This window comes from Flavobacterium sp. KBS0721, assembly GCF_002007065.3.
Taxonomy (GTDB): Bacteria; Bacteroidota; Bacteroidia; order Flavobacteriales; family Flavobacteriaceae; genus Flavobacterium; species Flavobacterium piscis.
In genome coordinates this window covers 2385871-2409532 of the sequence record NZ_CP042170.1, presented here as the reverse complement: position 1 = coordinate 2409532, position 23662 = coordinate 2385871, and the positions used below count along the sequence as shown (strand labels likewise).

The 23662-nt window shown below is 34.2% G+C and carries 19 protein-coding genes; 15 read left to right on the top strand and 4 right to left on the bottom strand.

Annotated features, from left to right (window positions below; all coding sequences use genetic code 11):
* The first annotated feature begins 152 nt into the window (after positions 1-152).
* The gene (gene uvrB / locus B0M43_RS10590; protein ID WP_078008385.1) at positions 153-2144 is read left to right on the top strand and encodes an excinuclease ABC subunit UvrB; all 1992 of its coding nucleotides are present in this window, start codon (positions 153-155) and stop codon (positions 2142-2144) included.
* On the opposite strand, the gene B0M43_RS10585 is transcribed toward uvrB, so the two are convergent.
* Complete coding sequence (locus tag B0M43_RS10585; RefSeq protein ID WP_078008460.1) at positions 2141-2542, bottom strand: excinuclease ABC subunit B; 402 nt, start codon at positions 2540-2542, stop codon at positions 2141-2143. The genes uvrB and B0M43_RS10585 overlap by 4 nt on opposite strands.
* Before the next feature lie 55 nt (positions 2543-2597).
* Here B0M43_RS10585 and B0M43_RS10580 point away from each other — a divergent pair, with 55 nt between their 5' ends.
* The 4 genes from B0M43_RS10580 to B0M43_RS10565 all read left to right on the top strand — a co-directional run bounded on the left by B0M43_RS10580 (position 2598) and on the right by B0M43_RS10565 (position 6100).
* A complete protein-coding gene (locus B0M43_RS10580; RefSeq protein ID WP_078008386.1) occupies positions 2598-3398 on the top strand; it encodes an alpha/beta hydrolase in 801 nt (266 codons plus the stop codon).
* A 23-nt stretch (positions 3399-3421) separates the two neighbouring features.
* Entirely contained in the window at positions 3422-4432 is a 1011-nt protein-coding gene (locus B0M43_RS10575; protein ID WP_078008461.1) for a dipeptide epimerase, read from the top strand.
* A 5-nt stretch (positions 4433-4437) separates the two neighbouring features.
* A complete protein-coding gene (locus B0M43_RS10570) occupies positions 4438-5472 on the top strand; it encodes an aminotransferase class I/II-fold pyridoxal phosphate-dependent enzyme (protein ID WP_078008387.1) in 1035 nt (344 codons plus the stop codon).
* Positions 5473-5635: 163 nt separating this feature from the next.
* The gene (locus B0M43_RS10565; protein ID WP_065448172.1) at positions 5636-6100 is read left to right on the top strand and encodes a DUF1456 family protein; all 465 of its coding nucleotides are present in this window, start codon (positions 5636-5638) and stop codon (positions 6098-6100) included.
* 237 nt (positions 6101-6337) lie between these two features.
* Here the strand turns inward: B0M43_RS10565 and B0M43_RS10560 are convergent, their stop codons facing one another.
* Entirely contained in the window at positions 6338-7042 is a 705-nt protein-coding gene (locus B0M43_RS10560; protein WP_078008388.1) for a LytTR family DNA-binding domain-containing protein, read from the bottom strand.
* A 4-nt stretch (positions 7043-7046) separates the two neighbouring features.
* Positions 7047-7871 carry a sensor histidine kinase gene (locus tag B0M43_RS10555; RefSeq protein WP_246860219.1) on the bottom strand — a complete coding sequence of 275 codons (825 nt, stop codon included), beginning with the start codon at positions 7869-7871 and terminating at the stop codon, positions 7047-7049.
* A 436-nt stretch (positions 7872-8307) separates the two neighbouring features.
* On the opposite strand from B0M43_RS10555, the gene B0M43_RS10550 reads away from it, so the two are divergent.
* Positions 8308-9111: a DUF5694 domain-containing protein gene (locus tag B0M43_RS10550; protein ID WP_078008462.1), complete on the top strand. Its 804-nt coding sequence runs from the start codon at positions 8308-8310 to the stop codon at positions 9109-9111.
* Positions 9112-9317: 206 nt separating this feature from the next.
* On the opposite strand, the gene sucC is transcribed toward B0M43_RS10550, so the two are convergent.
* Positions 9318-10511, bottom strand: a complete 1194-nt coding sequence (sucC, locus tag B0M43_RS10545; RefSeq protein ID WP_065448167.1) for an ADP-forming succinate--CoA ligase subunit beta — start codon at positions 10509-10511, stop codon at positions 9318-9320.
* Between the two features lie 415 nt (positions 10512-10926).
* Here sucC and gltB point away from each other — a divergent pair, with 415 nt between their 5' ends.
* The 9 genes from gltB (at position 10927) to B0M43_RS10500 (ending at position 23496) form a co-directional block, all read left to right on the top strand.
* On the top strand, positions 10927-15441 hold the full coding sequence (gltB, locus tag B0M43_RS10540) for a glutamate synthase large subunit (RefSeq protein ID WP_065448166.1): 4515 nt from the start codon (positions 10927-10929) through the stop codon (positions 15439-15441).
* A gap of 106 nt (positions 15442-15547) precedes the next feature.
* Complete coding sequence (locus tag B0M43_RS10535; protein WP_065448165.1) at positions 15548-17002, top strand: glutamate synthase subunit beta; 1455 nt, start codon at positions 15548-15550, stop codon at positions 17000-17002.
* Positions 17003-17642: 640 nt separating this feature from the next.
* Positions 17643-18866, top strand: a complete 1224-nt coding sequence (lysA, locus tag B0M43_RS10530; protein ID WP_065448164.1) for a diaminopimelate decarboxylase — start codon at positions 17643-17645, stop codon at positions 18864-18866.
* 981 nt (positions 18867-19847) lie between these two features.
* Positions 19848-20297: a hypothetical protein gene (locus tag B0M43_RS10525; protein ID WP_078008390.1), complete on the top strand. Its 450-nt coding sequence runs from the start codon at positions 19848-19850 to the stop codon at positions 20295-20297.
* Positions 20298-20845: 548 nt separating this feature from the next.
* Positions 20846-21208, top strand: a complete 363-nt coding sequence (locus B0M43_RS10520; RefSeq protein WP_078008392.1) for a hypothetical protein — start codon at positions 20846-20848, stop codon at positions 21206-21208.
* Positions 21209-21379: 171 nt separating this feature from the next.
* Positions 21380-21769 (top strand): VOC family protein, encoded by a 390-nt coding sequence (locus tag B0M43_RS10515; RefSeq protein ID WP_065448288.1) that lies wholly within the window; start codon positions 21380-21382, stop codon positions 21767-21769.
* A 40-nt stretch (positions 21770-21809) separates the two neighbouring features.
* On the top strand, positions 21810-22529 hold the full coding sequence (locus B0M43_RS10510; protein ID WP_123921839.1) for a hypothetical protein: 720 nt from the start codon (positions 21810-21812) through the stop codon (positions 22527-22529).
* On the top strand, positions 22510-22998 hold the full coding sequence (locus tag B0M43_RS10505) for a DUF2947 family protein (RefSeq protein WP_078008394.1): 489 nt from the start codon (positions 22510-22512) through the stop codon (positions 22996-22998). The genes B0M43_RS10510 and B0M43_RS10505 overlap by 20 nt, the downstream gene beginning before the upstream one ends.
* Before the next feature lie 3 nt (positions 22999-23001).
* Positions 23002-23496, top strand: coding sequence for a DUF3592 domain-containing protein (locus B0M43_RS10500; protein WP_078008395.1), 495 nt, complete (start codon positions 23002-23004; stop codon positions 23494-23496).
* Positions 23497-23662 lie beyond the last annotated feature (166 nt).

The window sequence follows — 23662 nt, the reverse complement described above, 5'->3', positions numbered from 1 at the left end:
TCTTGTCTTTTTCATAAAAAATATGACAAACAAATAGAATACAACACATTTACTGATTAATAATTCGTATAATTTACGGCAGTATTTTTTTAGCTTTTTTATAGAATTCAAACTTTGTATCTTTACAAAACTAATTTTTTCATCCTTCAAAAATGAATTTCCAAGTATCCTCAGAATATAGTCCAAAAGGTGATCAGCCACAAGCAATCGAAAAACTTTCGCAAGGTGTAATCGATGGCGAAAAGTACCAGACATTATTAGGCGTTACAGGATCCGGAAAAACATTTACAGTGGCGAATGTTATTCAGGAAGTGCAAAGACCTACTTTGGTTTTGGCCCACAATAAAACGTTGGCAGCGCAATTATATTCTGAATTCAAACAATTCTTCCCTAATAATGCGGTAGAATATTTCGTTTCTTACTACGATTATTACCAACCCGAAGCTTTTATGCCGGTAACAGGGGTTTTTATCGAAAAAGATTTATCTATTAACGAAGAGCTTGAAAAGATGCGTTTAAGCACCACTTCCTCGCTCCTTTCAGGGCGTCGGGATGTTTTGGTTGTCGCTTCTGTTTCGTGTTTATATGGTATTGGGAATCCGGTTGAATTTAAAAAAAATGTAATTGAAATAACCCGAGATCAGGTTATTTCGAGAACTAAATTACTTCATAGCCTGGTTCAGAGTTTATATGCCAGAACTGAAGCCGATTTTAATCCGGGAACTTTTAGGATTAAAGGCGATACGGTCGAAGTATATCCAAGTTATGCCGATGATGCTTATAGAATTCACTTTTTTGGTGACGAAATCGAAGAAATAGAATCCTTTGATGTGAAGACTTCACAAGTGATAGAAAAATTTAAAAGACTTACTATTTATCCCGCTAATATGTTTGTGACTTCTCCGGATGTACTGCAAGGTGCCATTTGGGAAATTCAGCAGGATTTGGTAAAACAAGTCGATTATTTTAAAGAAATAGGAAAACATCTCGAAGCCAAACGTTTGGAAGAACGTACCAATTTCGACTTAGAAATGATTCGGGAATTAGGTTATTGTTCGGGAATCGAAAATTATTCAAGATACCTTGACGGAAGACAAGCCGGAACAAGACCGTTCTGTTTATTAGATTATTTCCCAAGTGATTATTTGATGATTGTAGACGAAAGTCACGTAACTGTTTCTCAGGTTCACGCCATGTACGGAGGCGACAGAAGCCGTAAAGAGAATCTGGTGGAATACGGTTTTCGTTTACCTGCCGCAATGGACAACAGACCTTTGAAATTTGAAGAGTTTGAGGCCATACAAAATCAGGTAATTTACGTATCTGCAACACCTGCAGATTACGAATTACAAAAAACAGATGGTGTTTATGTAGAACAAATTATTCGCCCAACGGGATTATTAGATCCTGTTATCGAAGTAAGACCAAGTTTGAATCAAATTGATGATCTGATCGAAGAAATTCAGGTGCGCTGCGAATTAGACGAAAGAGTTTTAGTGACTACGCTGACGAAAAGAATGGCCGAAGAACTGGCAAAATATTTGACTAAAGTAAACATTCGCTGTCGTTATATACATTCTGAAGTGGATACGTTGGAGCGTATCGAAATTATGCAGGATTTACGAAAAGGTATTTTTGATGTTTTGATTGGAGTAAACTTACTTCGTGAAGGTCTTGATTTACCAGAGGTTTCATTAGTTGCTATTTTAGATGCTGATAAGGAAGGTTTTCTTCGTAATCACAGATCTTTAACACAAACTATTGGTCGTGCGGCAAGAAACCTGAATGGAAAGGCAATTTTGTATGCCGATAAAATTACGGCAAGTATGCAGCGAACAATCGATGAAACAGAATATCGTAGAACCAAACAGATTAATTATAATACAGAACACGGCATTACGCCACAGGCTTTAAATAAAAAAATCGAAAGTGCGTTTACAAAAAATCCTTTGGTAGAATACGAATTGGGTCATACATTATCTGCTGCTGCAGAACCTGAGACGGCTTATTTATCGAAAACAGAATTAGAAAAAATGATTCGGGAAAAACGTAAATCAATGGAGAAAGCAGCCAAAGAATTAGACTTTTTACAAGCAGCGAAGTTGCGTGATGATATCAAAAAACTACAGGAACAATTGGCTTAATTGTGTTGTTCCTGAAAAACTTTCAATAATACATTAGGATCAATAATAGCATTTGGCGCGTTTTTCATCAAATCCAAAACACGTTTGGTGGCATTGGGGTTCAAACCCATTTCGATCGCAATTTGCTGAATGGCTGTGGCTTCTTTTTCGTGCAAAATACCGTCGCAGTACATAATCAACGCCAGTCTGTAGAATTGCTGAATGCGCTGAAATTCTGATTTTATAATCGAACTGTTATTTTCCTGATGAAATAAGTCATGAAAAACAGCTAAATCAATGCTTAATTCCTGAGCAACAAGCCACAAAAAATCATACTCTCTTTTGTGCAAATGCCCATCAACAGTAGAAAAAGCAATCATTTCTAAAAGTAAACTTCTCTTTTCTGTTTCGGTATTCATCAATTTATTATTTTTAGCTAAAATATTGTTTTTAAATCTAAAATGCAAAGAACTCATGATTAGAGGATTTTTCTTTTTTATAATGCTTTGGATAACCTCTGTCACAAGCGCGCAAGAAAGTTCTGCTTCAAAAAACGTATCTACTTTTACTATTGAAGCGCCTCAACTGAAAACCACTAAAAAAATCTGGATTTACCTTCCTGAAGATTATTCGGCTACAGCCAAAAAATACAGCGTGATTTATATACACGATGCCCAAAATCTATTCGATTTTAAAACCGCTTATTCCGGAGAATGGAATGTCGATGAAAAACTGGATAGTCTGAAAGCTCCCGTAATTGTGGTAGGAATCGAACACGGAAACGATAAAAGAATAGATGAATTAACACCATTTAAAAATGAAAAATATGGTGGCGGAAATGCCGATAATTATCTTGATTTTATTGTAAAAACATTAAAACCATATATCGACAAAAATTACAGAACCAAACCAAAAGCCAAAAACACTATTATTATGGGAAGTTCTCTTGGTGGATTGGTTTCTTATTATGCCATTCTAAAATATCCCGAAACATTTGGCAAAGCAGGTGTTTTCTCACCTTCCTTTTGGTTTTCGAATGACATTTATACTTTAACGGAGAAAGCTCCCAAAATCAAAACTAAAATTTATTTTTTATGTGGAGATAAAGAAAGTGACGACATGGTAAAAGATATGACCAAAATGGAACGTTTGTTAGATACAAAACGTTGCTATTGCTTACATCTTACTAAGTCTAAAATTGTAAAAGGCGGCGAGCATAATGAGAAACTATGGCGAGATGGTTTTGTAAAAGCAGTGCTGTGGCTGGGTTATTAAATAAAAAACAATCAAAAAATATTATGGAATTAATTTTAAGAGAATACAATCTAAAACTAAAACATACTTTCACCATATCAAGAGAATCGATTGATTTTCAGCCGTCGTTAATTGTCGAACTAAAAAGTGATGGTTTCTCGGGTTTTGGAGAAGCTACTTCAAATCCGTACTACAAAACTACGGTTCCGATAATGATGCAGGATTTAGAAAAAATCAGAGGTATTATTGAAACAACTGAAAATGAAACTCCTGAAGTATTTTGGGCAAAAATCTATCCGTATTTAAAAGGTGATATGTTTGCTTTGTGCGCTTTAGACTTGGCGTATAACGACTTGTACGCACGCAAGAAAGGAAAGAAATTGTATGAACTGTGGAATTATTCAATCGAAAAAAATCCGCTTACAGATTATACCATTGGAATTGCTTCGATAGAAAAAATGGTTTCAAAGATGCAGGAACTTCCGTGGCCAATTTATAAAATAAAATTAGGTACCAAAGAGGATATTGCAATTGTAAAGGAACTCAGGAAACATACGAATGCCATTTTTAGAATCGATGCCAATTGCGGTTGGGGCGTTGACGAAACGATAAATAACGCTGTTGAGCTCAAAAAATTAGGCGTAGAATTTCTGGAACAGCCTATGAAAGCCGATAATTGGGAAGCGCATAAAGAAGTTTTCAAACATTCTGTTCTGCCTGTAATTGCCGATGAAAGCTGTATTATAGAAGAAGATGTTGCCAAATGTTTCAACCATTTTCATGGTGTAAATGTAAAATTGGTAAAATGCGGTGGATTAACCCCTGGAAAACGCATGATCGAAGAAGCAAAAAAACTGGGATTAAAAACCATGGTAGGCTGCATGACCGAATCTACTGTGGGTATTTCGGCAATTGCACATTTATTACCTCAATTGGATTATGTAGATATGGACGGAGCATTACTTTTGGCACAAGACATTGCAACCGGAGTAACGATAAAAAATGGCGTAATTCACTATTCTGATCTTAACGGAACCGGAGTTACTTTACTATAAAGCCTATGAATGTCAATCAATTTCCGGATAGAATAATCGAAATCGACCAGGAACATTATTTGTATTTTGGAGGAACGGCTTATTTGGGATTACCCACCAATAAAGAGTTTCAGGAATTGGTGATTAAAAATATTCGGAATTGGGGAACAACTTACGGAAGTTCCAGAAGTGCCAACATACAACTTACGGCGTACGAAAATGGGGAAAATTTTTTAGCCCATCATATCAAAGCAGAAAGTGCTGTTACGGTTTCTTCCGGAATGCTGGCGGGAAAATTAGTCCTCGATTTGTTGCAAAAACAAACAGATTCTTTTTTTCATTTTACCAACCATCATCCTGCAATTCATTTTAAGGACAGTTTGCCCATCTTCTTAAATGGAGAACTAAATTCACGTTTACTGGATTCCAAACCAGAAAAAATCACGATTTTAACCGATAGCGTTTCCGGATTTCAGACCAAGTCAATTGATTTATCTGTTTTGGCAGCAATTCCGGATCATAAAGAGATTACTTTAGTTATTGATGAATCGCATTCGTTTGGAATTTTAGGCGAAGGTGGCTGTGGAATTTATTCTGAAATTGATCTTCCGGTCAAACGAAAAATCATGATTTCGTCTTTAGGAAAAGCATTTGGTTTAAACGGTGGTGTTATTGCAAGCGATGCTTCTTTCATCCGTCAGATAAAAAATCTGGATATTTTTATTTCTGCTGCGGGAATGAATCCTGCCTTTGTTCAGACTTTGGCGGATGCAGCAAATCTGTATAAAATTCAGCATCACAAGTTATTAGATAATCTGAACTATATCGATCGAAAGTTAATCAAAAATCAACACATCAAATTTGACAAAACTTATCCTCTTATTTATTTAGAAAACGAAAATCTGATCGACGTATTAATCGCTAATAAAATCATTATTGCCAATTTTAAATATCAGGAAAATGCCAGTAATCTCAATCGAATTGTAATTACCGCCAATCATCTTCATGAAGATTTAGATAAATTAGTAAATATCTTAAACGATTACAATTCTCTAAATTAAGATAAAAAAGTTAGCCACGAATTCACGAATTAAATTTTAAAATTGATACTATTAGCCAAAATTCGTGAATTCGTGGCGAAAAAACAGTAAAAGCACTTCTAGTTCTTAAACTAAAATTGTAATCAAATTACTTTTAAAACGTACCTTTGTAAAAAATTAAACGATGACAAACAACGATATCTTAAAAAAACTTCGCGTGGCTTTGATGCTCCGTGACGACCAAATAGTTGAAATTTTAGAGTTAGTAGATTTTAGAATTACAAAATCAGAATTGGGAGCTTTTTTCAGAGCCGAAGATCACGAAAACTATATGGAATGTGGTGATCAGGTTTTGCGTAATTTCTTAAACGGATTGGTAATTCATTTAAGAGGTACAAAAGAAAATCCTAAAAACCCGAATGACGTTTTAGCGAAACATAAAGCTGAAATCCCTAAAAAAGACAGCACTAAAGAAAGACCTGAATTTAAAGCAAGTGCAAAAGATGCTGAAAAAGGAAGAGGTGATAAAGCTCCATCTAAATCAGGACCTGCTGCTAAAAAGCCTTTCAAGAAAAATAATACTAAAACTGCTCCTAAAGTACAGGTTGTAGAAAAAGTAGTGTACAAAAACGGGAAGAATAAGAAATAAGCTTTTTAACCCAAAGGACGCTAAGATTTACGCAGAGTTCGCAAAGTTTTTTTAGCCACGAATTCACGAATCATTTTTCATAATCTTTGAAAATAAAAATTCGTGAATTCGTGGCTATTATTTTAAACCCGAAAAGTTCGCAAAGCTGTATCGATAAAGCTTTGCGAACTTTGCGTTTATAATGTCACAGATTTAGTAAAAATCTTTGCGCGCTTTGCGGTTAAATCATCACCAAACCTAGATTTTATTCTGATCAATTCGTTCAAAAAAAGCATCTTTATACGTTGCCCCTATTGGCAATTCTTTGCTATTAATAAAAACCGAAAAACTATCTGTAGATTCTATTTGTTTTAATGCAATTACAAAGGATTTATGTATTTGGATAAAATCTTTTTCAGGCAATGATTCAAGTACATTTTTTAAAGAAGAATGCGTAATTAACTGCTGTTTTTGAGTATGAATACAAACATAGTTCTGAAGACTTTCGACATATAAAATTTCCTCTAAAAACAATTTCTGGAATTTATTTTTACCATCTGTTTTCACAAAAATAAAGTCAGATGAAGTACTTGTTACAACTTCTGCTTTTGGCTCCGCATTTAGTTTAGAAACGGCCTGATAAAAACGTTCAAAAGCAATTGGTTTCAATAGATAATCAATCGCATTAAGTTCAAATCCTTCTAATGCAAAATCAGGATATGCCGTTGTAAAAATAACTTTTATATCCTTTGAAATTATCCTCGAAATCTGCAAACCTGTGAGTTGCGGCATCTGAATATCCAAAAAAATAACATCGACGCTTTGTGTATTCAGAAATTCTAATGCTTTTAATGAATCATTAAAAACGCCTACTTTTTCGAGAAAAGATACTTTTTCGATATAATTTTCGAGTATTCGCGTTGCTGGCGGTTCATCATCAACAATGATACATTTAAAATTCATGGAATTATTTTTTTAGTGGTATTTTTAAATAGGTTTTAAAGGTATTATTTTCTGCTGTTTTCTCCAGTATAAATTGATCTTTATACGTATATTCTAATCGTTTGGTCAGGTTCTCAAAACCAATTCCGGTCGAGGAATAATTCTCTCCTCCTACATTATAATTAAATGTTGATAGTTCTAAAAAGTTTCCTTTTATTTTGATCGAAATAATTGCTTTTTCATCCGGATTATTGAGTTTGGCGTGTTTAAAAACATTTTCTATAAAATGAATTAAAGCCGATGACAGGATTTTTTCGGTTGCATAATTTCCTTCAATTTCAAAGTCCAGACAAAGCTGATCTTCAAATCGTTTTTGCTGCAAATGAATGTAGTTTTGCACAAACTGAATTTCATTAGAAAGTAACACCTCATCTTTCTCTGTTTCTGTAATCACGTAGCGCAACAAATCTGATAACACTAAAATATCCGAAGCCATTATATCGTCTTTCAAAATCAACTGACTATAAAACGAATTAAGCGTATTAAACAAAAAATGCGGACTTACCTGAGATTTAAGCATTTGAAGCTGAGCCTTTTTATTTTCTAATAGCAATTCCTGATTTTGCTTATTAGCATCCTGAAATTGCCAAAACAAATAATTAAGAGCACTTAAAATTACAGACGGTAATCCGAAGAAAAAATTATCCCGAATATAATATCCTATTTTACGTGTTTCTTCTCCGTAATTGTGAATTCCGGTAATTTCGAACACAACTACTTCCTGCAAAAAATAACGGACTCCTGCAAAAATTAATAATGAAACCGGAATACTTAAAAAGTACCATAACATCCTTTTTTTATTTAAAAACCAGTCGCAAAATGTATAAAAATTCAGAAGATAAACAATGAAAATAGAAAGTAAAAAACCTGAATTAAAAAAGAAATACATAATACTGAAAACAGACTCCAATTTTCGATTACTCACGCCAATATCCCAAAGATAAAAGGTTATAAATAATCCTAAGAAAAGAAGAATATGGTAATAAAAAGGAATTTTCAGCTTCATAATAATGTTGTTGTTATTTCAAAAATACAACTATGCAATTACATGAATACTATGTTTATATAAAATAGCTATTTTCTGTGACGAACTATCAAAAACGATACACGAAATTTTTTGACAGCTTATTTTTAGTGTTTGTGATTTGAAATCTGATGTTCATCAAAAACTAAAATATCATGAGAAAAGCTACGATACATTTGCCTTGAATTTAAAACAAATCATCATGAAAAAAATCGCTTTATTACTCGTTTTTACAATGGCATTTAATGCAGGTTCTGCTCAAACAAAAAAGAAACAAATATTATTATTCGGAAGTTTCCATTTTGAAAATCCGGGACTTGACGTTGCTAAAGTAAACACTTTTAATGTCATGTCAGACAAAAGCCAGAAAGAGCTTGAAAACATCACCGATAAAATTAAAAAGTTTGGTCCCGATAAAATCTTCATTGAATGGAATTATCAAAAGCAAGCCAAATTAGATAAATTTTACGCTAAGAACACTGATAGTTTACTTAAGAACGATTCAGATGAAATAGTACAAATAGCTTTAAGATCTGCTAAAAAATTAGGCCATAAAAAGCTATACGGAATTGATTATAATGGTGCTGATTTTCCATATGATAGTTTGGTAAAAGGAATGAAGGAAGCTGGTCAGCTTGATTTAATCAAAAAGAATGACGAGACTATGAAGCAGTATGAAACAGATTTCAATACAAAAATCACAAAGTATTCTTTAACAGAACTTCTTTTAGACATTAATACAAAAGCATCAAATGGTGACAATCTCCAGTGGTATCTGCAAACTGCCATCAAAGGTGGGAAAACTGATAATTTTGTGGGTGCTTTTTTAGTTTCAGAATGGTACAGAAGAAATCTTTATATGTATGCTTTAATTCAAAAACTAACCGAAAGTAAAGATGACAAAATAATGGTTTTATTAGGCGCCGGCCATACGGCAATGATTAGAGAATTCGTTGAGCATAATCCTGAATTTGAAATTGTTGAATTAGGTACTGTGCTTAAGTAATTTTCTAACCACGAAGAATTTAACCGCAAAGAACGCTAAGATTTACGCAAAGTTCGCAAAGTTTTATTGATAAAGCTTTGCGAACTTTTACGTTTGTATACATACTACAAAAATAAAATCTTGCGCTCTTTGCGGTTAAATAAACTCCAAAAAAAAATCCTTCCGATAACCGGAAGGATTTTCTATATAATTGATTTCTTATTTGATTAAGAAAGTGCAGCTTTAACTTGGTCAGCAGCTTCTTGAAATTGAGTAGCTGATAAGATTGGCATACCTGAATTGTCAATTAATTCTTTTGCAATTTCAGCATTTGTTCCTTGCAAACGAACGATAATTGGCACATTGATAGCATCACCCATATTTTTGTAAGCGTCAACAACTCCTTGCGCCACACGGTCACAACGAACGATTCCTCCAAAAATATTAATTAAAATAGCTTTTACGTTAGGATCTTTTAAGATAATTCTAAAAGCAGTTTCAACACGTTTTGCATCAGCAGTTCCACCAACGTCTAAGAAGTTAGCAGGCTCAAAACCAGCATATTTAATTAAATCCATAGTTGCCATTGCAAGACCTGCTCCGTTTACCATACATCCTACAGTACCGTCAAGATCTACATAGTTCAATCCTACTTCTTTAGCTTCAACTTCGATTGGATTCTCCTCACGGATATCTCTCATTTCAGCATATTTTGGTTGTCTGTATAAAGCATTATCATCGATATTTACTTTAGCATCAACAGCCATAATTTTATTATCTGAAGTTTTCAAAACCGGGTTGATTTCAAACATAGAAGCATCAGAACCAATGTAAGCATTGTATAAAGAATCGATGAATTTCACCATTTCTTTGAAAGCATTTCCAGAAAGACCTAAGTTAAAAGCAATTCTTCTTGCTTGAAAACCTTGTAATCCAACAGAAGGATCAACTTCTTCAGTAAAAATTAAATGAGGAGTGTGCTCAGCAACTTCTTCAATATCCATTCCACCTTCAGTAGAATACATAATCATGTTACGACCAGTAGCTCTATTCAATAAAACAGAAACATAAAATTCAGAAGTTTCACTTTCACCAGGATAGTAAACATCTTCTGCAACTAATATTTTGTTTACTTTTTTACCTTCTGCAGAAGTTTGAGGTGTAATCAATTGCATTCCGATAATTTGTCCAGCAATTTCTTCCACTTGTTGCAAGTTTTTTGCCAACTTAACTCCACCACCTTTTCCACGACCACCTGCGTGAATTTGTGCTTTTATTACGTGCCATCCTGTACCAGTCTCGGCAGTTAATTGTTTTGCAGCAGCCACAGCTTCGACTGCATTGTTAGCCACAATTCCGCGTTGAATGCGTACTCCGTAACTTGCTAAAATTTCTTTTCCTTGATATTCGTGTATGTTCATAATATAGAATTTGTCTGGTTCTGAATTTATTTCAGAATAAAAGTGCGACAAAAGTAGCAAAATTCAGCTGAATAGTAAAATCTTTTTCAATTAAAAAATGTGTTAGATATTTATAAAACGCTTATTATTTTTCAATGCAAAGAAATAGTTAACTAAACAATTTGTTAATATTAACTCAAAACCACTAAAACGTTTGATATTTAACAAAAACTTCACTGTATTTACTAGCCTTAAGGTGATTTTTCTTAATATATTTTAAGAGCCGTTATCATTTTATCAATTCGCAATGGTTAATATAATATTATTATCAATTAAGAAGCGTTTTTCTAATATTACAATAAAAATGTAAGCCAAATTACAATTCCGATACATTATATTTAACGAAATCTTTATTTTTGTAGAAAAAATATCAAGAATGAAAGTTAAAGAACAAGGGCTTTATTTGCCTGAATTTGAACACGACAATTGTGGTGCAGGATTTATTTGTAATTTGAATGGTATTAAATCAAACGATATTATTCACAAAGCATTGGATATCTTAATAAAATTGGAACATCGTGGTGCCGTTAGTTCTGATGGAAGAACTGGAGACGGGGCTGGAATTTTATTCGATATCCCGCATGATTTTTTTAAAAAAGTATGTGACTTTGAAATCCCTGAAACACGTGAGTATGCAGTAGGAATGGTTTTTTTACCAAAAAGCAAAAACCAGGTTTCTTTTTGTATCAACGCTTTCGAATCGACTATTAAGGATCAGAACTTAAAGATCCTGGGTTGGAGAGATGTACCTGTTGAAGTAGAAAATTTAGGGCAGATTGCCGCAGAAAAAGAACCAACAGTTAAACAGGTTTTTGTTAGCAAGAACGGTCAGGATTTAACTGAAAACGAATTTAATGCAAAACTTTTTGCAGCTAGAAAAATTGCAGAACATGCCGTAAGAGGATCTAAAACCTCTGAAAGCCATATGTTTTATTTCTCTAGTTTATCGACAACTACCATAATATATAAAGGTCTATTGATGCCGGAAGACATCAGCCGTTATTATGTTGACTTAAAAGATCCAGATTTAGTGACTCGCTTGGCGTTAGTGCACCAGCGTTTCTCTACTAATACTTTCCCTTCATGGGAGTTAGCGCAGCCATTTAGATACATGTGTCATAATGGTGAAATCAATACATTGCGTGGAAACGTAAGCCGTATGCGTGCTCGTGAAGAATTGATGGAAAGCAAAGTTTTTGGTAATGATATCAAAAAATTATTCCCTATTATCTTAGAAGGAAAATCAGATTCTGCTTCTATGGATATGGTGGTTGAACTTTTATTAATGACAGGTCGTTCATTGCCGGAAGCGATGATGATGGTGGTTCCTGAAGCTTGGGAAAAACACCAGACAATGTCTCCTGAAAAAAGAGCATTCTACGAATTCAACTCTTGTATCATGGAACCTTGGGATGGTCCTGCTTCTATTCCGTTTACAGATGGTAACGTAATTGGTGCCTTACTAGACCGTAACGGATTACGTCCTTCCCGTTATACTTTAACAAAAAGCGGTTTCGTAATCATGTCATCAGAAATTGGTGTACTTGATGTTGAGCCGGAAGATGTAGTACAACACGGTCGTTTAGAACCAGGAAAAATGTTCCTTGTTGATATGAACGAAGGTCGTATTATTGAAGATGATGAAATAAAAAAAGCAATTGTAACCAAACGTCCTTATCAGGAATGGATCGATGCTAACTTGTTACAATTATCTCAAATACCTTATACCAATAATCCTACTCCTGTTGAAAAACTTGATTTTTTAACAAGACAAAAATTATTTGGTTATACTATCGAAGATTTAAAAACAATCATTAACCCAATGGGAGCTCAGGGCGCTGAAGCCATTAGTTCTATGGGTAACGATACGCCATTGGCTGTATTATCAGAGCAACCACAATTGTTGTACAACTATTTCAAACAATTATTTGCTCAGGTTACCAACCCGCCTTTGGATGGTATTCGTGAAGAAATCATTACCGATATTAGTTTAGCAATTGGTGGCGATTTTAATATTTTCGAAATTGAATCTAAACAATGTAAAAAATTAAAAATCCAGAATCCTGTTATTTCTAATGAGGATTTGGATAAAATAAGAAACATTGATCACGCAGATTTCAAATCGGCTACTATTTCTACTTTATATAAAATAGAAAAAGGAGTTAACGGTTTAGAAAGAGCATTAGAAAAATGTGTTCAGGCTACTTTTAAAGCGGTTTCTGAAGGATGCAATATCATCATTTTATCAGACAGAGGCGTAAGCGAAGAATTGGCTCCAATACCAATGTTATTGGCTTGTTCTTACATTCACCACTCGTTGAACATTTTACAGGTTCGTTCTAAATTCGGAATTATCATCGAATCTGCTGAACCACGTGAGCCGCATCATTTTGCTTTATTGTTTGGATATGGCGCAAGTGCAATCAACCCTTACATGGTAAACGAGATCATTCACGATCAGGTAAACCAAGGATTCATTACAGGAGTAAAAGCTGATTATGCTATTGTAAATTATAACAAAGCGATTGCAAAAGGTATCCTTAAAATCATGAACAAAATTGGAATCTCTACTTTACATTCGTACAGAGCGGCTCAAATTTTCGAGATTTTAGGTTTAAATAAAACTTTCACTAATAAATATTTCCCATTCACTCCTTCAAGAATAGAAGGAATTGGTTTGATGGAAGTAGAAAAAGAAGTGAAGAAACGTTTTCAAAAAGCATTTCCAAATTCTAAAATTGCAAGTTTATTATCTTTAGAAATTGGAGGTATTTACAGATGGAGACGCGGTGGAGAAAAACACATGTTCAATCCAACAACAATTGCAAAATTACAACAGGCAGTTCGTTTGAATAGTCCTGAAAGTTATAAAGAATATTCTAATATGGTCAATGAGCAAAGCTCAAACTTAATGACTATTAGAGGTTTATTCGAATTCAACAATTTAGATCCAATTTCTATTGATGAAGTAGAGCCATGGACAGAAATTGTAAAGAAATTCAAAACGGGTGCGATGTCTTACGGATCTATCAGTAGAGAAGCGCATGAGAATTTAGCGATTGCTATGAACAGAATTGGCGGAAAAAGTAATTCTGGAGAAGGTGGAGAAGATCCTAAACGTTTCCAGAAAGAAATCAACGGAGATTCAAGAAACAGTGCGATCAAACAAGTTGCTTCGGGACGTTTTGGTGTTTCGATCAACTATTTGACAAATGCTAAAGAGATTCAGATTAAAATGGCCCAAGGAGCAAAACCTGGCGAAGGTGGTCAGCTTCCTGGAGAAAAAGTAGTGCCTTGGATCGCTGAAACAAGAAATTCTACTCCTTATGTAGGTTTAATTTCACCTCCACCACACCACGATATTTACTCTATTGAGGATTTATCTCAGTTGATTTTCGACTTAAAAAATGCGAATCGTGAAGCACGTGTAAACGTAAAATTAGTTTCTGAAGTGGGAGTTGGAACAATTGCTGCCGGTGTTGCCAAAGCAAAAGCTGATGTTATCCTGATTTCAGGTTATGACGGAGGAACTGGTGCTGCACCATTAACTTCATTACAACACACCGGAATTCCGTGGGAACTTGGTTTAGCTGAAGCTCAACAAACTTTGATCTTAAATGATTTAAGAAGCCGTGTCGTTTTAGAATGTGACGGACAATTGAAAACAGGTCGTGACGTAGCTATCGCTGCATTATTAGGAGCTGAAGAATTTGGTTTCGCCACTGCTCCGCTTGTTGCTTCAGGATGTATTATGATGAGAGCTTGTCACTTGAATACTTGTCCGGTTGGTATTGCCACTCAGGATCCTGAATTGAGAAAAAATTTCAAAGGAACTCCGGAGCATGTCATCAACTTCATGTATTTCATTGCTGAAGAATTAAGAGAAATCATGGCGCAATTAGGTTTCAGAACCTTAAAAGAAATGGTCGGTCAGTCACAAAAATTAAATGTGAACAAAGCGATCAAACATTATAAAGCAAATGGATTAGACTTGTCATCAATTCTATACAAACCGGAAAAAGCGAAAACAGAGCCAAATCATAATACAACTACACAAGATCACCAGCTTGAAAATGTATTGGATTTTGATATCATTAAAGAAGCTATTCCTTCTATTTACAGAAAAGAAAAAACAAGAGTTACCTTTAAAATTAAAAACACAGACCGTTCTGTAGGTGCCATTTTGAGTAATGAAATCTCAAAAATCTATGGCGCACAAGGTTTACCTGAAGACACTATTTTAGTTGATTTTGAAGGTTCTGCCGGACAAAGTTTTGGTGCTTTTGCAACAAATGGATTGTCGTTTAAAATTCACGGAAACTGTAATGATTACTTAGGAAAAGGTCTTTCTGGAGGAAAACTAATTGTAAAAGTACCTCCTACTGCAACTTTCAAACCTGAAGACAATATCATTATTGGAAACGTTGCCCTTTACGGAGCTATTACCGGAGAGGCTTATATTAATGGAATGGCCGGAGAGCGTTTTTGTGTGAGAAATTCCGGAGCAACTGCGGTTGTTGAAGGAATTGGAGATCACGGATGCGAGTACATGACCGGTGGTACTGTAATTGTTTTAGGAAAAACAGGAAGAAACTTCGCAGCTGGTATGAGCGGTGGTGTTGCTTATGTTTATGATCCTAAACAACAATTTGATGCAACATTATGCAACATGGAAATGGTTGCTTTTGATCCTATCGAACAAGAAGATGTGACTAAATTGAGAAAACTAATCAAAAATCACTCTTTGTACACCAACAGTCCATTAGCAAAAAGAATTTTAGCAGACTGGGAAAATGAACAAAACAATTTCGTAAAAGTAATGCCAACTGATTACAAAAAAGCATTACAACGAATTGCAGAAGAGAAAAAAATAGAAGAATTAATTGCTTAATAAAAATCAATTTCAAAAATCAAATTTCAATGGCAATGACAAAATACAATGTCAATAACAATTGGAATTTGGAATTTAAAGAAATTGGAATTTTAATTAAAATGTCATGGGTAAAATAGGCGGATTTAAAGAATATAACAGAGCCGACGAAAGTAATTTAGCAGTTGCAGAACGTGTTTCGAACTACAACGAATTTACTATTCCGTTATCTGAAGAAAAGAAAAAAGAACAAGGTTCAAGATGTATGGATTGTGGTATTCCTTTTTGCCACAGCGCTTGTCCGTTAGGAAATTTAATTCCTGACTTCAACGATATGGTGCATCAGGAAGAATGGCAAGGTGCATTGGAGATTTTACAATCTACTAATAACTTTCCGGAATTTACAGGTCGCTTATGCCCGGCTCCATGTGAGAAATCATGTGTATTAGGAATCATCAAAGAACCGGTTGCGATCGAAAACATAGAGAAAAATATCATCGAAAGAGGTTTTGATGAAGGATGGATTAAACCACAGCCGCCAAAAACAAGAACCGGAAAAACGGTTGCCGTTATTGGTTCAGGTCCTGCAGGTTTGGCTGCGGCTCAACAATTAAACAGAGCGGGTCACACTGTAACTGTTTTTGAAAGAGACAATGCTATTGGAGGTTTATTACGTTACGGAATTCCGAATTTCAAATTAGAAAAAGGAATTATCGACAGACGTGTATTAATCCTTGAAGCGGAAGGAATCACTTTCAAAACAAACGTAAATGTTGGAGTGAACTTTAGCGTTGAAGAACTAAATGCTTTTGATTCTATCGTATTATGCGGAGGAGCAACGGAAAGAAGAAGTTTACCAACGAAAGGAATCGAAAGCAAAGGCGTTGTTCAGGCAATGGATTTCTTGACTCAACAAACGAAAGTTTTATACGGAGAATCAATTCCTGATCAGGTGAAAGCTACAGGAAAAGATGTTATCGTAATTGGTGGTGGTGATACAGGTTCCGACTGCGTTGGAACATCAAACCGTCACGGAGCAAAATCAGTAACTAACTTTGAGATTTTACCAAAACCTCCAGTTGGAAGAAGCGAATCAACACCTTGGCCTTTCTGGCCGTTGCAGTTGAAAACGTCATCTTCTCACGAAGAAGGTTGCGACAGAAACTGGTTGATTAATACTAAAGAATTCATTTCTAATAGCAACGGAGAATTAACCGGATTAAAAACAGTTGAAGTTCAATGGAAAATGACTCCGGGTCAGCGTCCTGAATTGATCGAAAAAGAAGGTTCAGAGAAAATCTGGCCTTGCGATTTGGCTTTATTGGCTTTAGGATTTACAGGTCCTGAGAAAACTTTAAGCGAGCAATTGGGTCTTGAAGTGGATATGAGAAGCAACTATAAAGCAAAAAATTATCAAACGAATGTACCGCACATTTTCACTGCTGGTGATATGCGCAGAGGACAATCGTTAATTGTATGGGCTATTTCAGAAGGTCGCGAAGCAGCAAGAGAAGTAGATTTGTTCTTAATGGGCTCTACTAACTTGCCAACCAAAGGAAACGGAGATTTACCAAGTCTTTAAACCTTATAACACACAACTAACAAAAGCCTCTGAATAATTCAGAGGCTTTTTTTTTGCCACAGATTTCACAGATTAAAAGGATTTTTTGTTTGCCAATAATTACACTAATTTCCACTAATTTCTTTTTTGCTCGTTTCTAAAATTAAACATAGCCCGTGGTTTCAACCACGGAGACACAATAGATGATTACGCAATTGCCAACGTTTGCCGTGATTGAAATCACCGGCTATGTTAAAAAATCTAATCTTCAGACATAGCGAGGTTTCAAACACGGAAACAAAATATATGGTTACGTCTAATCACAACGTCTCCCCGTGGTTGAAACCACGGGCTATGTTTTATGCATTTAGCGGAAATCCAAAATAAAAATTGGTAAAAATTCGTGACTTGAGCGATAGCGACAGGCGAAGCAAATTCGTGGCAGAAAAAAATAAAAAAATCTGCGCTAATCCTTTAATCTGTGGCAAAAACTTAGTACCTTAGAATCTTAACTCCTTAGAATCTTAAAAGAATTTATAAAAATTCGAAATAAAGCACTTTTTGTTCAAAAACAAACAATTTGTTACAATTTGTTATTTTTCTGCAAAAAATTTGTCGTTACTCAAAAGTGTAATAACTTTGCCTAAAATAGTTTATAAAAATGCAAGCAAAAGATTTACTGCAGTTAGCAGACCAATTTGGAAGTCCATTATATGTTTATGATGCCGAAAAAATCCAATCACAGTACAACAGATTAACTAAAGCTTTCTCTAAGGTAGAAAACTTAAGAGTTAATTACGCCATGAAGGCATTGTCAAACGTTGCGATTCTTCAGTTATTAAAGAACATGGGGTCTGGCTTAGATACTGTATCTATTCAGGAAGTTTTATTAGGACTTCATGCTGGCTATGATCCTGACAAAATTTTCTTTACACCAAACGGAGTTTCTCTTGAAGAAATCGAAGAGGTTGCCGCAATGGGTGTACAAATCAATATTGACAACTTATCTATTCTGGAGCAATTCGGAACAAAATATCCACAAATTCCGGTATGTATTCGTATCAATCCGCACGTAATGGCGGGAGGAAATGCAAATATTTCTGTGGGACATATCGATAGTAAATTCGGAATCTCGGTACATCAAATACCGCACATTTTGCGAATTGTAGAGAATACAAAAATGAGCATCGTGGGAATTCACATGCACACAGGATCTGATATCCTTGATATCGAAGTATTCTTGTATGCTGCCGAAATCTTGTTTGATACGGCAAAACACTTCAAAGATCTTGAATTTTTAGATTTCGGAAGCGGATTTAAAGTGCCTTACAAAAAAGACGATATCGAAACAGATATTGAAGAATTAGGTAAAAAATTATCAAAAAGATTCAATGCATTCTGTGCAGAATATGGCAGAGATTTAACGTTGATTTTCGAACCAGGAAAATTTTTGGTGAGCGAAGCAGGTCATTTCTTAGTAAAAGTAAACGTAGTAAAACAAACAACTTCAACAGTTTTTGCCGGAGTTGATAGTGGTTTCAATCACTTAATTCGTCCGATGTTGTACGGATCTTCACACCATATCGAAAACATCTCAAATCCAAAAGGAAAAGAGCGATTCTATTCTGTTGTAGGATACATTTGCGAAACCGATACTTTTGCCAACAACCGCAGAATTTCGGAAATTACTGAAGGTGATATTTTAGCTTTCAGAAACGCCGGAGCTTACTGTTTCTCAATGTCTTCGAACTACAATTCAAGATACAAACCAGCTGAAGTTTTATGGAAAGACGGAAAAGGAATCTTAATTCGTCAACACGAAACTTTCGAGGATTTGCTTAAAAATCAAATTCCGTTGCCACAAGAAATTGCTGCAACAGTTTAAAAATAAAAAAAAAGAATATCTATTTAATCCCGTTTCTTAATTGAGGCGGGATTTTTTTATTGCAGATTTTAGATTTTAGATTGGTAAACATTTGTCAGACTGAGCGAAGTCGAAGCTCATACAAAGTTGAATTACCAATAATAGAACGCGGATGACGCGGATTTACTTTGCAAAAACACGGATTAAAACGGATTTTTTATGACAATATTCTAAACTCAATTTTGTCAGGCTGAGCGAAGTCGAAGCTTCGGATAATTGGGACTTTAAATCTGAAATTTCATTTTTTGGGCATCTCCCTTCGGGCCGGGCTTTCGGCTATATCTTTTGTGCCGTTTCACTTCACAAAAGGATACCGCCTCTATCCCTGATGCAAAATTGGTTTAATAAGAATTCACCCAAAGTAACCACAGACTTTCTCATAAAACCACAAAATTATGGATACTGAGACTTGAAATATAAATTTTACAAAAGCACAAGTTTTCAACTTTGTGCTTTTTTTATGAACGAAAACGTCGCTCGTGAACATAATCCTGTCAAATAATAAAATTAAACAACTTGCAGTTATAGGCTAGACGCATGAGTGTGCGAAACTTTTAAAAATGGGCTGAAAGCCCTAAAAAGCAATAGCGTAGTGCAACGCACTATGAATTAAATTAAAAGTGGGAATTGCCCTGAAAGGGCAAAAGAAAGTTAGAATAAAGATTTAAAGAAAAAGAGTTTTTTTTTTAGAGAATATCATGCAAAATATGGGAAACGTGCTTTTTGAAATTATGCTTTCGCCCTTACAGGGCTTAAAATTATAATCGTTTTTCCCTCATAGTACTTCGCACCATGCTATTGCTAAGGCTCTTTCAGAGCAACAAGGTTTGAGCACTTATAGCAAGACGCTCGCGGTAGCATGCTAATATTTTTTTCTCAACAAAAAATCCAAACTCAAATAAAAAAACTATTTTAGCTCGACAAACCTAACCCCAAAAACCAATGAAAATTACGATTCCCCTATCGCTATTATTCCTTTTACTTACTACCAATATATTCAGCCAAACTATTACTGATTTAAAACTAAAACCTAAGGAAATCCCAAAAACCTACACTCTAAGTGACGGCAATATTTGTGTTACACCTCAGGCCTGCACGTTTTATAATGATATCGAAACCTACAGCAACATTGTTGGAACCTTAAAGAGTAAATCGATTCAAAGTTTTAAAAATAAAACAGATCGCGGATCTATCATGTATTTTGAATTTGAACACACTTTCAAAGGCGACCGGTTTCTGCAAGGATTACTTTGGGGAAAAGAAGGTCAGCCAACTGACGAACGTCCTGAAGAGTATTTTGCAAAAGGAAAATTTCTCGTAATCTGGAGTTTTCGTCCGGACAGCGCTTTAAAGGAAAAATCTGAAACTAAAATAGAAGGGATTTTGCAATAAATAAGCGTATACACTAATAATCAAAATTGAATGATAATAAAATTTATAACGTTAATTCTATTTAGTTTCTTTTCGCTTTCAATATTTAGTATGAATATGTCCAAATCATCAAAAGACACAATTCAGAATGAAAAGAAATGTTCAAATGAGAACATAGAACTAAAAACGGAAAGAGTTGAAAAAAAACGAAAATTTGTTTTTTGGAAATTGCGTCATAAAAAGATAATTATTACTGATCGGGTGATTACTACAGATCAAAAATTAATAATAAGGACACGTTCCATTCATATTTGTTCTCTAGATGCTTGCGACACTAGAAGATTTCGACGTATAAAAATTATAAAAAATGAAATATGGATATTTCAATATAACAGAGATCCCGAAAAGGCAATAATAAAACGTTATAATTCTTGTGGAAATTTTTTAAGTAAAGAAAATTGGGACGAAAAAAAGTCATTTGAAGATTATTAAAAAACCGTTTTTTAAATCTATCCTAATTACAGCTTCATTTTTAATTCGTAATTTCGCCAAAGCAAAATAATTTTCAAATGAAACCACAAATAAGAATTCTAATTTATTCGATCCTATTTTTTTTATACCTATCTACAACTTCACCTTTACTTTCGCTAGGAAAATTATTAAAAACAGATCCCTACATTACTTTAGGCTGTGGTTTTGCCGTTTTAAATCTCATTTACACTTTCTTCGCTCTCAAGTGGACACCTTTACTGAATATCATTTGTTCTATCGCAATTGCAGCAGCATCTTTATTTTTAGCGGTACAATTTGCCAATTTGCATTTGTTGGCAAAATACGATCCGTATTTGGTTAAAACAGCAATATTTACAAATGCTGTTTTATCAATACTCTTTTGGGAAATTGTGTATCAGGTAAAAAGTAGAAAATCATAAAACATACCGAATGTTAGACGCACTGCTGTGTGTCTCTACGATTAAAATTGGCGTATAATTTATCATTAGATCGTCAATTTCAATCTATAAAAATGTACTACCGCACATCCCCGAGCCTCTCTTAATTTTAAATTTCATAAATTTATATAGTTTTACTCTAAAATGAATCTTATGAAAACTAATAAAATATGGGCCAATTTAGGCGTAGAAGATCTGCAACGAACAACAAAATTTTATAGCGAATTAGGTTTTAAACCCAACGGAACAAATACAGAACTAACCAGTTTTATGTTTGGCGAGGATGATTTTATCATTCATTTTTTTATCAAAGAGCGATTTAAATGGGCGGTCAATGATGAGGTAGCCGATTTGAAACTAGGAAGTGAAATTATATTTTCTCTCTCGGCCGAAAGTGTAGACGAAGTACATCAATGGCTGTTGGCTGTTAAAAATGCCGGTGGAAGAATATTTGCTGAACCTCAAAGTTTTGAAAAAGGATATTTCTTTGGTTTTGCTGATCCGGATGGGCATAAATTTAATGTTTTGTATTGGCCACAGTAAATCACAAAGCCTTCCTTAAATAAAAACAGAATATGTATCCATGAAAAAATATCTATTTGCCTTTATACTTTGTTCTCAATTTTCGTTTTCACAAAGTACAGATCACTTAAATACTGTTTTGAAACAGCTTAAAATTAAAAAAAGCGAAATACATCAGGAACTTTTTACTCAAAAAATCTTGCCGTATGATAAAAGCAAAAGCGTCTTAGTGATTCCTAAGTATGATATAAACGAGCAGGATAATGAAGGTCATGATTATTTTGTGTTGGATGCTTATATCATTGTGATCGATAATGCGACAGGAAAAATAATCTCTCAATTTATTGAACCCAATGCATGGACATCTGATGCATTAGTGTTAAGCAGTATTTCGATCGATACCGGATTATATCATCTTAATACAACTACCAGAGCGTTTGGTGTTAGAGTATCTTATAACGGCAGCAGCAGGCCTAATCCTTTTAGTGAAACTCACTTATCATTATACATTATAGACAAAAATTCTTTCAAACCGGTACTTAAAAATTATTCTATTTCGCGATCTGGCGGAGAATGGGATACCAATTGTGCAGGAGAATTTGAGGATCGTAATTCGACTTTTGATATAGACAAAACTCAAACCAATAATTACAACAATATCATAGTGAAGACCACAACTGTAAAAAGCATCAGCACTCCTACAAATGATGATTGTGTGTCTAAGGAAACCACTAAGAAGGTGACATCAAAATTAATTTTTAATGGAAAAGAATATAAATAAATATGAGGCTTTGGAAAAATTCTATTATTTTGAAAATGATTATTGTGAACCTCAATTAACCGATGTTGATCAACCTGAAATAAAGGCTTTGACTGATGATTATTGTGCTGCGCTTTGGACTGAATATGTTTCGGAAAATAAAAGACATTTGATGCTTATCAATCATCCGGAAGAATTGAAAATAAAAAATGAGGTTAAAAAAGAGTACAATTGGCAAAACGATTGGAATGAATCTAATATAGACGCATTCGACAAAAATGTAAAAAATCTTATTGATTGGAAAGAAGAAGATTCAGTTATTTTCTTTTGGAATAAATCTTCAGGAATAGAAACTAAATGGGCTTTGATTTACAAATACTGGATTTCGTTTTTATATGAAGATGAGGCCAATATTATCATCAATCCTAAAAGTAAAAAAGTGATTATTTTAAGTACAAATGGAAATTTGTCAATTGCTGATCGTATATAAATAATGGAAACCGCATCATTGATCTGGAAATCAGCTTGGGACATTTTACTTATTATTATAGGCTTAGCATTATTATTTATGGCTTTTAGAACTTTACTAAAAGAAGATAAAATTATAAAAAACGGCATAAAAACAACAGCAACAGTTATCGGTTTTAGCACTGAAAAGTCTTTATCAGAAAATGAAACATCTCTCAAAATACCACTTTTTATATTTTATGATAGCTCAAATAAACAGATAAATATACAAGGAAAAAGCAACTCTATTTGCACGATGTACGAAACAACGCCGATTTACTACAATCCAACAAAACCTGAAACTGAATATTATTTGCCTAAAAAAGATTTTTTAGGCAAATTTTTATTCTTTTTTATTGGCTTATTTTTCCTCTGTTTAGGTATCTATTATTTACGTACGCATAATATGGAATTCGATAGCTTTTATAATGAGATAGAAAAAAAATTATCATTGGTTTTTTCTGAAAAGGTTTTCGACTAATGAAAACTAAACTTTTAATCTAGCCCCGATAGAGCCGGTATCCTCGCATCCCGATGGCTATCGGGAGAAGAGATAAAGGCGAAAGCGGGACGGGTGGTTTTTATGAAAACTGAAAATTATGCTCCTGAAAATTAATCAAAAAAAGGCATAGTTGTTGAATGTTAAA